We start from the raw sequence: 13,026 nt of genomic DNA, 5'->3' as shown, positions 1-13,026 counted from the left end.
CCGCGTGCGCTTCGCCAGCCTCGGTAGCGGCAGCGAAGGCAATGCGCTGGTCGTCGAGGTCTCGAGCGGCACGACGACCACCCGCGTGCTGCTCGACTGCGGTTTTTCAGCGAAGGAGGTCGAGCGTCGCCTCGGCCGCCTGAATCTCGGCATCGACGATCTCGATGCGATCCTCATCACCCATGAACACAGCGACCACGTCGGCAGCGCGCTGACGCTCGCGCGGCGCGGGTCGCTGCCGCTCTATATGAGCTGGGGCACGGCGCGCGCGGTGGGCGCGGACGAGGCCGATGTCGATCTCCACGTGTTGTGGGGCGACGAGACGGCCGCGATACGCGATCTGGCCGTGATGCCCTATACGGTGCCTCACGACGCGCGGGAACCGCTCCAGTTCGTCTTCATGGACGGTTGCCGCAGGCTCGGCGTGCTGACCGACGTCGGGATGGCCACGCCGCACATCACGGCCGTCCTGAGCGGCTGTGACGCGCTGGTGCTCGAATCCAACCACGATACCGCAATGCTGGCCGGGAGCCGCTATCCGCAGTCGCTGAAGGCGCGGATCGGCGGCAATCATGGCCACCTGAGCAATGATGCCGCCGCCGGCATTCTCGCGTCGCTCGAACGCAGCCGCCTGCAGCATCTGGTCGCGGCACACCTGAGCCAGCAGAACAATCGGCCCGAGCTGGCCCGCCAGGCGTTGGCCGGTGTGCTGGGAACGGACGGGGAGGAGGTGGTCGTGGCCACGCAGGACGCGGGCTTCGACTGGCTGACGCTCGGTTGAGCGGGCGCGCAAGGGGCGCAAGAGGGGCGGGGCGGCATCTTGTCCGGCCCGGCTGCCTGGCCCGGCATGCGGAACCGACAGACATAAAAAAACCGGCCCGAAGGGCCGGTTTTTTTTCAGCTGATGCTGAGGCTTACTGGCTTGCGCCCGAAGCCGGAGCAGCCGTCGCTGCCGAAGCAGCCGACGCCACAGCAGCAGCTGCGTCGCTCGCAGCAGCCGTCGTCGACGAAGCAGCAGCCGAAGCGTCGCTCGCAGCACCAGCAACTGCCGAAGCAGCCGACGAAGCAGCAGCCGAAGCGTCGCTAGCAGCCGACGAAGCAGCTTGATCAGCGCTCTTGTTGCAAGCAGCCAGTGCAACAGCAGCCAACAGGGAAGCTACGAGGAGGGATTTCTTCATGATCACGTCCTTTTATGGTTAAAGGTAAGCAACAGCGCGAAACAATACCGGTAATGTGCTCCAACACCGACCTGGGCCGCTGGTGGAGACGCACTTCTAGAGCGTGAATCTTCCCTACGGCTTGGGCGGAAATTATATGCACTTTCCTATCGACCGTCGACAAATGCGGGGTCAATACGTTGTCTTTCCCATACAGAATTTGATCTGCACGGGCATACGGGGCGACTCACTAAATCCGGTTTCCGACCCGTATCCAGCCCGCACAATACCACTCGTGCAGCAAGGCTGTCATTGAGGGAACCCGGGATAGTGTTACAAACCGTTTCGCCTCCATGTGGCGCAGATTGGCCAGTTCGGGCAGCCATTCGCCGGCTTGCTCGAGCGGTTCTTCCTCGCCATTGATGAAGTACGAGCGCGCGTTATACATCAATGCGGCCCTTCTGTCGAGATACACGCCTCGGCGTGACGCTTGCGTGACGAACGCGGCCTCGGACAGCGGGCGTGCCGGCGGCTCGAATACGACGTTCGATTTCGGTTCGCTCAAGTAGCAGCCGAGGAATTCGGCGACGTCGCGCTTGCGCCAGCGGATCGCATCGACGATCTCGGCGACGCGCTCGACCATCGCCGGCGGCAACTGCGCAGGCGCGTCGACCGCCGGCTGCTTCGGGTCGCGGTAGAGATCGTCGCCGTGCTCGTCACGCAGGCCGCCGCGTTCCGCGAGGTAGTACAGGAATTGCGCGCCCAGTTCCCCGGCGGACGGGGCCCGAAAGCCGATCGAGCAGGTCATGCATTCGCCTTCGGCCACGCCGTCGTGCGCGATGTGCGGCGGCAGGTACAGCATGTCGCCCGGCTCCAGCACCCATTCGTCGCTCGGCTCGAAATGCTCGAGGATCTTCAGCGGCACGTCCGGCTGCAGCGACAGGTCCTTCTGTGCGCCGATGCGCCAGCGGCGCCGGCCCTCGACCTGCAGCAGGAACACGTCGTACGAGTCGAAGTGCGGGCCGACGCCGCCGCCGTCCGTCGCGTACGAAATCATCAGGTCATCGAGGCGCGCGTCCGGGATGAAGCGAAAGCGGTCGAGCAGCGCGCGGGCCGCGTCGACGTGCAGGTCGAGCCCCTGGACGAGCAAGGACCAGGACTTGCGCGAAACGGCAGGCAGCGCGCCCGGCTCGAACGGACCGTGCGCCAGTTGCCACTTGTTACGAAAATGGGTGATCAGTCGCGATTCGGCGTCATAGTCGGCTGCCAGCTCGAACAGTGCATCGCGCGTGACCGGCGGTTTCACGCCGGGGATCGCCTGGCGGATCAGCAGCGGCTTCTTCTGCCAGTAGCGGCGCATGAATTGCGCCGGCGAGAGACCGCCGAGCAGCGGCGTGGGAAGATCGGAGGGCGGCGCGCCGAGCGGGGCGGCAGCGGCATCCCGCGGTTCGGCTTGAGACCGGTTGCGCATCGTATAATGAGACTTGTATTTGGGAGAATTGGATGAAAATCGCAAAAAACACCGTCGTGTCGGTCACTTACAAGCTGTCGGATGCGCAAGGCAATCTGATCGAGGAGAGCGACGAGCCGATGGTCTATCTGCACGGCGGCTATGATGGCACGTTCCCCAAGATCGAGGAACAGCTCGACGGCCACGAGCCCGGTTACCAGGCGCAGATTCAGCTCGAGCCGCAGGACGCGTTCGGCGACTACGATCCCGAGCTCGTGAAGATCGAGCCGCGCGACCGTTTTCCCGAGCCGCTCGAAGTGGGCATGCAGTTCGAAGGCACGCCGGAGGACGGCGACGAGGAAGTGGATTCGCTGATCTACACGGTCACCGACATCGCCGAGGACAAGGTCGTGCTCGACGGTAACCACCCGCTCGCGGGCATGGCGCTGCGTTTCGCGCTCACGGTCAAGGACGTTCGCGAAGCGACCGAGGACGAGATCGAGCATGAGCACGCACACGGCGCGGAAGGCCTCGAAATCGTCGACGAGGACGAAGACGAGGACGGTGACGGCGACACGCCGTCAGGGCGTACCCTGCACTGAACTGGCAGGCAGGCCGGGCGCCGGCCCTGAGGCAGGGGGCGGCGCGGGCCACGAGGCACCGCCCGGCGTCGTGCCGTCGCCTTGCAGCGGCGGCGCGACCGACGACGAGTCGGGCAGTGCCGGCAACGCCGGGATTTCCGGCATCTGAGGCAGCGGGACATCGTCTCGCGGCACGACCGGCAGCGTGGGCGGGATCGGCAGGTTCTTCGGGACGTCCTGCAGGCTCACGTTGAAGATCGTCTGTCGTGCAGGCGATACGCTGACTTTCACCCACTGATTTGCCGGATGACGCGGTCCGATCGCGACGCGCGTCACATTTCCCACCAGCACACCGTCGTCCGCATGCAGCGGGCGATCGATCAGGAAGCCGGTCGCAAGCGGCGCGTTGCTCGCGTGCATCACCAGGATCGGGCCGCGGAAAGTCGCCGCCGCCTTCACCAGCGTTCGTTTCAGCTCACGGAAGCCGTCGCGGATGCGCGGCCGGTTGAAGCGCAACCATGCGAAGCGTTCGGCGCGCTCATAGCGATCGAATTGCGGATCGCCTTCGAAAATCACCACCATGGCGCGCGCTTCGCGCCGTTTCGCATATTCGGCCGCATGATCGATCCAGAAGCCGTTCGCGATGATGCGGTCCTCGAATTCGCCGTTGCGACCGCCGGCCGTCAGGTAGTGATTGTTCGGCGCCGGTGCGTTCAGCGCGACATAGACGACATCGTCGTGCATCCAGCGCGCGTTTTCGCGGTAGGGCCGGAAGCGGGCGACTTCGCTTTCGCGCGTGATCTGCAGCGCGCCGGGGTCGGGCAGCGCCGCGTCGGCAAGCAGCGTCTGGCGCAGGAAGTCCAGGCGTTCGACCGGGTCGTAGCCGCCGCCGGCCGCAGTGTTGCACGTCACCCAGTCGTCATGGCCGGGTATGAACACGAGCGGCACGCGCGACGCGTCCAGGATCGCGCCGCGCTGCGTGTACAGCGAGTCGCGGCACGCTTCCTTCGCGCCCTTGATGTCGCCCGCATAGACGACAAAGGCCAGGTTGCGCTCGCGAGCGATCGATTCGAACAGCCTCTGCGCGGCAGGCTCGTCGGCCGGTACGTCGATCACGCCCGACACGATCGCGAACGAGTAGGGCGGGGCGGCACGCTTGGGCGGTGCCGCGAGCGCGCTGGTCAGTGCCAGCGCGAGCGCCGCCGCGACCAGCGCGGCCGCGGTGCGGGCCGACCGACCCGGCGGGAGGCGTTTATGCGTGCCCGTCGGCATCGTGCGAGCGGACGAGCGTGCGCAGTTCGTACAGCAGGTCGAGCGCTTCGCGCGGCTTGAGGTCGTCGGGATCGATGTCGCGCAGCTTCTCGAGCGCCGGATGCGGGATGTCGGACGGCGCCGGCGCTTCCGCGCATTCGAATTCGTCGGCTGCGGCGGGCGGCGCGCTGAACAGGTCGAGTTGCGGCGTGTGCTGCGTGGCCGACTGCTGTTCGAGATACGCGAGATGCTTGCGCGCGGCGCGGATCACCGGCGCCGGCACGCCCGCGAGTTGCGCAACCTGCAGCCCGTAGCTCTGGTTCGCCGGGCCTTCGTTGACCGCGTGCAGGAACACGATGCCGTGGCCGTGCTCGACGGCCGACAGGTGGACGTTCGCCGCTTGCGGGAATTCGGCCGGCAGTTGCGTCAGCTCGAAGTAGTGCGTCGCGAACAGCGTGTAGCAGCCGTTTTGCGCGAGCAGGTGACGCGCGATGGCCCACGCGAGCGCGAGGCCGTCGAACGTCGACGTGCCGCGGCCGATTTCGTCCATCAGCACGAGGCTTTGCGGCGTCGCGTCGTTGAGGATCGCGGCGGCTTCGGTCATCTCGACCATGAAGGTCGAACGGCCGCCGGCGAGGTCGTCGGCCGCGCCGATCCGCGTGAAGATGCGGTCGATCGGGCCGAAGCACGCCGCCTTCGCGGGCACGTAGCTGCCGACGTATGCCATCAGCGCGATCAGCGCCGTCTGGCGCATGAACGTCGACTTGCCGCCCATGTTCGGGCCGGTGATCAACAGCAGCTTGCGCTCGGCGCCGAACCGGCAGTCGTTTGCGATGAACTGCTCGACCTGGGCTTCGACGACGGGGTGGCGCCCCTGTTCGATCTCGATGCCGATTTCGTCGGTGAAGGCCGGTGCGACCCAGTCGAGCGTGCGGGCACGCTCGGCGAAGGCGGCGAGCACATCGAGCTCCGCGAGCGCCGACGCGACGCGCTGGCACTCGGGAATGAACGGCAGCAGCGCCTGCAGCACGCCGTCGTACAGCGCGCGCTCGCGGGCCAGTGCGCGCTCCTGCGCGGACAGCGCCTTGTCTTCGAAGGTCTTCAGTTCCGGCGTGATGTAGCGCTCGGCATTCTTCAGCGTCTGGCGCCGGCGATAATCGTCGGGCACCTTGTCGGTCTGGCCGCGCGTGACCTCGATGTAGAAGCCGTGCACCTTGTTGTATTCGACGCGCAGGTTCGCGATGCCGGTGCGGGTGCGCTCGCGTGCCTCGAGATCGATGAGGAACTGGCCGCAGTTCTCGGAGATGTCGCGCAGCTCGTCAAGTTCGGCATCGTAGCCGCGCGCGATCACGCCGCCGTCGCGCACCATCGCGGCCGGCTCGGGGGCGATCGCGCTCGTCAGCAGGTCGAGGCATTCGGCGGGCGGTGCGAGCGCCGCGTCGACGCGCGTGAGCGCATCCGCGTTCGCGACGATTGCGCTGATGCGCTCGCGCAGTGCCGGCAGCGCAGCGAATGTGTCGCGCAGGCTCGACAGGTCGCGCGGCCGCGCGGACAGCAGCGCGAGGCGCCCGGTGATCCGCTCGACGTCGGCGATCTGGCGCAGCGCGCTGCGCAGAGCGTCGAGGCTCGCGTTCGCGGGCGCATCGAGCAGTGCGCCGATCGCTTGCTGGCGTGACTGCGCGGCAACCGACGCGCGCGGCGGGTGATGCAGCCAGTGACGCAGCAGGCGGCTGCCCATCGTCGTGCAGCAGGTGTCGAGCAGCGAGTACAGCGTCGGCGATTCGGTGCCGCGCAACGTTTCGGTCAGCTCGAGGTTGCGGCGCGTCGCCGGATCGAGCCCGATGTATTCGGTTTCGTTCTCGACCTTCAGGCTGCGCACGTGACGCAGCTGCTGGCCCTGCGTGGCGGCCGCGTATAGCAGCAGCGCACCCGCCGCGCCGCACGCGCTCGTCAGCGAATGCGCGCCGAAGCCGTCGAGCCCGGCGACGTCGAGCTGGTCGCAGAGGCGCTGCGTGCCCGATGCGATGTCGAAGTGCCACGCCGGCACGCGCTTGATCGCGCCGGCGCCGGCGGGCATCGTGTCGGTTGCGCCGTCCGCCGTCAGGATCTCGGCCGGCCGAATGCGTTCGAGCGCGGCGCCGAGCTGGTCGGGTTCGATTTCGGCGAGCCGCAGCGCGCCGCTCGCGAGGTTCAGCCACGCGAGGCCGATGTTGACCGCGACGCCGCGCTTGTTGTGGCCCGTGCACATCGCGAGCAGGTAGACGTCGTTCTTGTCGGACAGCAGCGCGGCATCGGTCAGCGTGCCGGGCGTGACGACGCGCACGACCTTGCGCTCGACCGGCCCCTTCGACGTGGCCGGGTCGCCGATCTGCTCGCAGATCGCGACCGATTCGCCCATCTTCACGAGCTTCGCCAGATACTGTTCGACCGCGTGATGCGGGACGCCGGCCATCTTGATCGGCGTGCCGGCCGATGCACCGCGTTGCGTGAGGGTCAGGTCGAGCAGGCGCGCGGCCTTCTCAGCGTCTTCGAAGAACAGCTCGTAGAAGTCGCCCATCCGGTAGAAGACGAGCGTGTCGGGGTGATCGGCCTTGATGCGCAGGTACTGCTGCATCATCGGAGTGTGGCCAGCAAAGGCCTCGGGCGACAGCGTGGTCATAGATCCGGCGTAAAGTTGTTGCTTGAGTTGCCCGAGTTTACCAGTGGCTTCGGTACGCAAGCGCGAAGTTCGCCGTTCGGCCAGTTGCCGGAGTTCGCGATCGACGGCCGTCGGCTCGATCGGGCGATTCGACCTCGTTGCCGGGCAGGCATTGAAAAGCCGGCGTCACTCGGCGCACGAATCGTCGTGCGCCGAGCCTCGCCGGCGAATCATCAGGACGCGTGCGCCGACATCAGATCGAGCGCCACCGCCTGCGCGACTTCGACGCCGTCGATGGCGGCCGAATAAATGCCACCCGCGTACCCGGCGCCTTCGCCGGCCGGATACAGTCCTTCGACGTTTACGCTCTGGTAATCGTCCTTGCGCCGGATCCGGATCGGCGACGACGTGCGCGTCTCCACGCCGGTGAGCACCGCATCGTGCATCGCGAAGCCGGCGATCTTCCTGTCGATCTGCGGCAGCGCTTCACGAATGGCTTCGATCACGTAGTCGGGGAGCGCGGTGCTGAGGTCGGTCGGGCGCACGCCCGGCTTGTACGACGGCACCACGGAGCCCAGCGACGTCGACGGCCGGCCCGCGATGAAATCGCCGACCAGCTGGCCCGGCGCGCTGTAATCGCTGCCACCCAGTTCGAACGCGCGCTCTTCCCACTTGCGCTGGAATGCGATGCCCGCAAGCGGGCCGCCCGGATAGTCTTCCGGCGTGATGCCGACGACGATGCCCGCGTTCGCGTTGCGCTCGGCGCGGGAATACTGGCTCATGCCGTTGGTGACCACGCGGCCCGGCTCGGAGGTTGCTGCGACCACCGTGCCGCCCGGGCACATGCAGAAGCTGTAGACCGCGCGTCCATTGCTGCAGTGGTGAACCACCTTGTAGTCGGCCGCACCGAGTTGCTTGTGGCCCGCGAACTTGCCGAAGCGGCTGCGATCGATCAGCCCCTGCGGATGCTCGATCCGGAAGCCCAGCGAGAACGGCTTCGCTTCGACGTAGACGCCGCGCTCGTGCAGCATCTGGAACGTGTCGCGCGCGCTGTGGCCCACGGCCAGCACGACGTGATCGCAGCGCAGCGTTTCGCCGTTCGACAGCGTCAGCGAGCGCACCTTGCCCTGATCGATCTCGATGTCCTCGACCCGGGTTTCGAAGCGTACTTCACCGCCCAGTTCGTGGATCGTCGCGCGCATCTTTTCCACCATGCTGACGAGGCGGAACGTGCCGATGTGCGGCCGGCTCAGATACAGGATGTCTTCCGGTGCGCCGGCCTTGACGAATTCGTCGAGCACCTTGCGACCGTAGTGGTGCGGATCCTTGATCTGGCTGTACAGCTTGCCATCCGAAAACGTCCCGGCCCCGCCTTCGCCGAACTGCACGTTGGACTCGGGATTGAGGACGCTTTTGCGCCACAGGCCGAAGGTGTCCTTGGTGCGCTCGCGCACGGCCTTGCCGCGTTCGAGGATGATGGGGCGGAAACCCATCTGGGCGAGAATCAGGCCCGCAAACAGACCGCACGGCCCCATGCCGATGACGACCGGGCGCAGGAAATTGCCGTGCTCCGGCGCCTTCGCGACGAAGTGGTACGCCATGTCGGGCGTCACGCCGCAATGCGGCGTGCCGGCGAGTTGCGGAAGCACGGCCGCTTCGTCCTTGAGCTCGACATCGACGATATACGTGAGCTTGATGTCGGAGCGCTTGCGCGCATCGTGCGCACGGCGGAACACCGTGTAACGGAGGAGCCCGTCTGCTGCCACGCCAAGCTCCTTGAGGCGCGCGTGAATCGCGGCTTCGAGGGCGCTCTCGGGGTGGTCGAGCGGGAGTTTAAGTTCGCTTAGCCGTAACATGAATATTCGGATACGGTCGCCACGAGGTCGTGGCGGTGTTGAGACGGGCGGTGGCCGGCGCTGGCGGCATGTGCTGCCTGGGCATCCCCGAAGCCGATTATTCGGCATCGGAAAGCGCGGTACCCGCGGCGATACACCGGCAGGCCGGACCACTCGGGCAAAGTCAGGACGGGCGCCTGAGGCAACCCCTGCATAAAGAAGCTTACTTCGCCTCCCGGACAACCGGAAGGCAACGCGCGCTCCATCATGACGATGCAGGCGAGTGGTGGATGCGAAAGCCGCGCCGTGCGGGCGCGGCCCGGACTTACTCCGCTGCCGGATGCACGCGGCTGTAGCGGTTCAGGATCGGGATCATCTGCGCGTAGATCTTCGGGTTCGCCGCGACGATCTCATGGCGATGCAGGAAGTCGGCATCGCCCGTGTAGTTGCCGACGAGGCCGCCGGCTTCGGTGATCAGCAGGCTGCCTGCCGCCATGTCCCACACGTTGATGCCTTGCTCGAAGAACGCGTCGAGACGGCCGGCCGCGACATTCGCGAGGTCGAGCGCGGCCGCGCCCGGACGGCGCAGGCCCGTGCAGGCCTGCGTCATTTCGGTGAACAGGCGCGCGTACGCGTCGAGGCCGTCCTTCTCGCGGAACGGGAAGCCCGTGCCGACCAGCGCGTCCGCGAGGCGGTCGCGACGGCCGACGCGGATGCGGCGGTCGTTCAGGTACGCACCGCGGCCGCGGGTGGCCGTGAACAGGTCGTTCTTGTTCGGATCGTAGACGACGGCCTGCGTGACGATACCCTTGTGCTCGAGCGCGATCGACACGCAGTAGTACGGGAAGCCGTGGATGAAGTTGGTGGTGCCGTCAAGCGGATCGATGATCCACTTGAATTCGGATTCGTTCTCTGATTCGCCCGATTCTTCCGCGAGGATCGCGTGGTCGGGGTAGGCGGTCTTCAGCGTCTCGATGATCGCCTCTTCGGCGGCCTTGTCCACTTCGGTGACGAAGTCGTTCTGCTGCTTCTTGCGGATCTCGATCAGGTCGAGGTCGAGGGACGCACGGTTGATGATCTGTCCGGCGCGGCGCGCAGCCTTGACAGCAATGTTGAGCATGGGATGCATGAGCCTGGATCCTGTAGCCGGCGGCAGGGGCCGCCACGAAGTGGAACATGCCGCCTGGAACGGCGCAAACGTGCCGGGCGGGATGAGACGCGAATTGACAAAGAGCGGGGTACGACCCGCGCCGCACGGGATGCGACGCGTAAACACATGATTTTACCCGATTTTAGAGAGTTTCAGGTGCCCGGAATACGGGGAAACCCCCACTGGCCGTCCGGACGAGTGGGTTTGTCGGGGCGATGGCGATACCATACTGCCATTCCGATGAACCGAGTCGTATGTAGTGGAAACTCCGCAGAACCCCGCCGCGCCGTCCGAACCGGGCGCGGTCATGTCCCGGCTGCCGTCCGGCGGCTTCACGTCCACCCGTTTCGTGCTCGTCGAGCCGAGCCATCCCGGTAATGTCGGGGCGGCTGCCCGCGCGCTGAAGACGATGGGCTTCTCCAGGCTCGTGCTGGTCGCGCCGCGTGTGCCGCACGTGCAGAGCGACCCCGAGGCGATCGCGATGGCGAGCGGCGCCGACGACGTGCTGGCGTCCGCGCATGTCGTGCCCACGCTCGGCGACGCGCTGTCCGGCGTCCACTGGTCGATCGCGCTGACCGCACGCACGCGCGAATATGGGCCGCCGCGCCTTGCGCCGCGCGCGGCCGCCGAGCAGGCGTGCACGCAGGTCGGCACCGGCGATATCGCGCTCGTGTTCGGCAACGAGCGCACCGGCCTCGCGAACGAGCACGTCGAGCAGTGCAGCGCGCTCGCGCACATTCCCGCGAATCCGGCCTACAGCTCGTTGAACCTCGCGCAGGCCATCCAGGTGCTCGCGTACGAGTTGCGTGTCGCGTTCCTGGAGCAGGGGAGCGAGCCGCACCTGGCGCAGGCCGAGGTCGGCACGCTTGCGCAGAGCGACGAGATCGAGCGGATGTACGCACACCTCGAGAACGCGCTGATCGCGCTCGATTTCCTCGATCCGCGCAATCCGAAGAAGCTGATGCCGCGTCTGCGGCGCCTGTTCGCGCGCACGGGCCTCGAGCGCGAGGAAGTCAATATCTTGCGCGGCATCGCGAAGCACATCCTGCTGAAGTCCGGTACGCCCGACGGTGACGCATAAGCGGTCGGTGCCCGGCTGCCCGGCGCTCAGGCGTTCGGCTGCTGCGTTTTCGCCTGCGCGGCCGCGTTGCATCGGCCGTTGGATGGCCGCGCCCCGACCGGCGTGAATCCATTGACAGGTTGCGTCACTCAGCGGGAACAGGCGTCCCGCGCGAATACCCGTGCCGCCGGCGGGGTGAACGGGCGACGTTGTGCGGGCGTGCGCGAGTGGCCCTACAATCGCCGGACGTCATAAGCAAATTACCCGGCACGATAACGGCCGGCCCTTTCCCCCAGCCCAGACCAGATCATGTTTACTAGACTGCGCGAAGACGTTGCGACGATTCGCGAGCGGGATCCCGCCGCTCGCAGTGCCTGGGAAGTGCTGACCTGTTATCCGGGGCTGCACGCGCTCGTGCTGCATCGTTTCGCGCACGCGTGCTGGCGTGCGAAACGCTACTGGCTTGCACGTTTCGCATCGCAGGCCGGACGTTTCCTGACGGGGATCGAGATTCACCCCGGCGCGACGATCGGCCGGCGTGTGTTCATCGATCACGGGATGGGTGTCGTGATCGGAGAGACCGCGATCATCGGCGACGACTGCACGATCTATCAGGGCGTGACGCTCGGCGGCACGTCGCTCACGCGCGGCGCGAAGCGCCACCCGACGCTCGAGGCCGGCGTGATCGTTGGCGCGGGCGCGAAGGTGCTCGGCGGTTTCACGGTCGGCGCAGGCGCGAAGATCGGTTCGAACGCGGTCGTCGTGAAGCCGGTGCCGGCAGGCGGCACCGCAGTCGGCAACCCGGCACGCATCGTGATGCCGGCGCAGCCGAAGCCGCAGCCCGAGCGCGCCGCGTTCTGCGCGTACGGGATCACGCCGAACGCGGACGACCCGATGTCGCTCGCGATTCACGGGCTGATCGATCATGCGGCGAAGGAAAGCCGGCGCGTCGACGAGATCGTCGCGGCGCTCGAGCAACTCGGCACGCATCTGGAAACGTTGCAGGGTGCGGACGCGGCCCGTCTCGACCTGCGCCGGCTGTCGGCGGTGCTGGAAGGCAAGGCGGTCGAGCGCCAGTCGTAACCCGGCCGCGCCGATCGCGTCAGTCGAGCGGCATCGCGTGGATGCCTTCGGCGTCGACGCGCAGATAGCCGCCACGCCGCGTGCCGTGGTCGAGATCCCAGTCGGGCAGCACCCACCGAATCCCGCCCGGTTCGAGGTGGCGCGCGGGGCGATGCGTGTGGCCGTGAATGATCACGCTGGCGCGGCTCTTCCTGAACAGCGCGGCCACGCCTTCGCGCGTGACGTCGTAGATCGCCGAAACCGGGCGCATCCGGCCCGCTTCGCTGTTCGAGCGCATCCGCTGCGCGAGGGCGCGGCGCCAGCGGAACGGCCAGGCGAGAAACAGCCACTGCGCGACGCGATTGCGCGCAAACCGGCGGAATATCTGATAGCCGCGATCGGCCGTGCATTGCGCATCGCCATGGGCGAGCACGATCCGCTGGCCGAACGCCATGATCAGCGCCGGATCGGGCAACAGCATCGCGCCGGCCGCCTTCATGAAGCGCCGGCCAAGCAGGAAATCGCGGTTGCCGTGCATCACGTAGAGCGCGATGCCTCGCTCCGAGAACGTATGCATCAGCGCGGCCATGCGTGCCGCGAACGGATCGTCGTCGAGCACGTCGTCGCCGATCCAGTATTCGAACAGGTCGCCGAGGATGAACACCGAGTCGGCGCTGTCGGCCGTGTATTTCACGAAATGCTCGAACGCGGCCACCGTCTTCGGAATCGCCTCGCTCAGGTGCAGATCGGAGAGAAACAGGAACGGGCGTGCGGCTTGCGCATATTCGCGCTCGCCCGGCACGCCCGCGGAGACGCTTCGCGGCGGACTCTCCTGCAACATC

General features: G+C 66.9%; 12 protein-coding genes. 5 read left to right on the top strand and 7 right to left on the bottom strand.

Features of this window, described 5'->3' with window-relative positions; genetic code table 11:
• Positions 1-4 precede the first annotated feature (4 nt).
• Together DIE15_RS25440 and DIE15_RS37155 are read left to right on the top strand one after the other, a co-directional pair.
• Positions 5-781 (top strand): MBL fold metallo-hydrolase, encoded by a 777-nt coding sequence (locus tag DIE15_RS25440; protein ID WP_124834652.1) that lies wholly within the window; start codon positions 5-7, stop codon positions 779-781.
• A 123-nt stretch (positions 782-904) separates the two neighbouring features.
• Entirely contained in the window at positions 905-1,087 is a 183-nt protein-coding gene (locus DIE15_RS37155) for a hypothetical protein (protein ID WP_175824901.1), read from the top strand.
• 20 nt (positions 1,088-1,107) lie between these two features.
• Here the strand turns inward: DIE15_RS37155 and DIE15_RS38190 are convergent, their stop codons facing one another.
• Together DIE15_RS38190 and DIE15_RS25425 are read right to left on the bottom strand one after the other, a co-directional pair.
• Positions 1,108-1,353, bottom strand: coding sequence for a hypothetical protein (locus tag DIE15_RS38190; protein ID WP_011657350.1), 246 nt, complete (start codon positions 1,351-1,353; stop codon positions 1,108-1,110).
• Between the two features lie 54 nt (positions 1,354-1,407).
• Positions 1,408-2,628: a cupin domain-containing protein gene (locus DIE15_RS25425; RefSeq protein WP_124834650.1), complete on the bottom strand. Its 1,221-nt coding sequence runs from the start codon at positions 2,626-2,628 to the stop codon at positions 1,408-1,410.
• A 32-nt stretch (positions 2,629-2,660) separates the two neighbouring features.
• On the opposite strand from DIE15_RS25425, the gene DIE15_RS25420 reads away from it, so the two are divergent.
• Positions 2,661-3,209 (top strand): peptidylprolyl isomerase, encoded by a 549-nt coding sequence (locus tag DIE15_RS25420; RefSeq protein ID WP_057925201.1) that lies wholly within the window; start codon positions 2,661-2,663, stop codon positions 3,207-3,209.
• Here DIE15_RS25420 and DIE15_RS25415 read toward each other — a convergent pair.
• From DIE15_RS25415 to DIE15_RS25400, 4 genes are all read right to left on the bottom strand, one after another.
• The gene (locus tag DIE15_RS25415; protein ID WP_057925200.1) at positions 3,189-4,460 is read right to left on the bottom strand and encodes a hypothetical protein; all 1,272 of its coding nucleotides are present in this window, start codon (positions 4,458-4,460) and stop codon (positions 3,189-3,191) included. The genes DIE15_RS25420 and DIE15_RS25415 overlap by 21 nt on opposite strands.
• Complete coding sequence (mutS, locus tag DIE15_RS25410; protein ID WP_124834649.1) at positions 4,441-7,098, bottom strand: DNA mismatch repair protein MutS; 2,658 nt, start codon at positions 7,096-7,098, stop codon at positions 4,441-4,443. Before mutS ends, DIE15_RS25415 begins: the two co-directional genes overlap by 20 nt.
• Before the next feature lie 212 nt (positions 7,099-7,310).
• Positions 7,311-8,933 (bottom strand): NAD(P)/FAD-dependent oxidoreductase, encoded by a 1,623-nt coding sequence (locus DIE15_RS25405; RefSeq protein WP_124834648.1) that lies wholly within the window; start codon positions 8,931-8,933, stop codon positions 7,311-7,313.
• A 304-nt stretch (positions 8,934-9,237) separates the two neighbouring features.
• The gene (locus DIE15_RS25400; protein WP_057925197.1) at positions 9,238-10,041 is read right to left on the bottom strand and encodes an inositol monophosphatase family protein; all 804 of its coding nucleotides are present in this window, start codon (positions 10,039-10,041) and stop codon (positions 9,238-9,240) included.
• A 280-nt stretch (positions 10,042-10,321) separates the two neighbouring features.
• On the opposite strand from DIE15_RS25400, the gene DIE15_RS25395 reads away from it, so the two are divergent.
• Both DIE15_RS25395 and cysE read left to right on the top strand, forming a co-directional pair.
• The gene (locus tag DIE15_RS25395) at positions 10,322-11,143 is read left to right on the top strand and encodes an RNA methyltransferase (protein ID WP_124834647.1); all 822 of its coding nucleotides are present in this window, start codon (positions 10,322-10,324) and stop codon (positions 11,141-11,143) included.
• A gap of 288 nt (positions 11,144-11,431) precedes the next feature.
• A complete protein-coding gene (gene cysE, locus DIE15_RS25390) occupies positions 11,432-12,205 on the top strand; it encodes a serine O-acetyltransferase (protein ID WP_006751614.1) in 774 nt (257 codons plus the stop codon).
• Between the two features lie 19 nt (positions 12,206-12,224).
• Here the strand turns inward: cysE and DIE15_RS25385 are convergent, their stop codons facing one another.
• Complete coding sequence (locus tag DIE15_RS25385; RefSeq protein ID WP_124834646.1) at positions 12,225-13,025, bottom strand: UDP-2,3-diacylglucosamine diphosphatase; 801 nt, start codon at positions 13,023-13,025, stop codon at positions 12,225-12,227.
• Position 13,026: the final 1 nt, after the last annotated feature.

Origin of the sequence: Burkholderia sp. Bp9031 (assembly GCF_003857965.1) — a bacterium.
Lineage (GTDB): Bacteria > Pseudomonadota > Gammaproteobacteria > Burkholderiales > Burkholderiaceae > Burkholderia > Burkholderia ambifaria_A.
The sequence above is the reverse complement of the archived record's forward strand: the minus strand, read 5'-3'. Positions and strand labels throughout refer to the sequence as shown.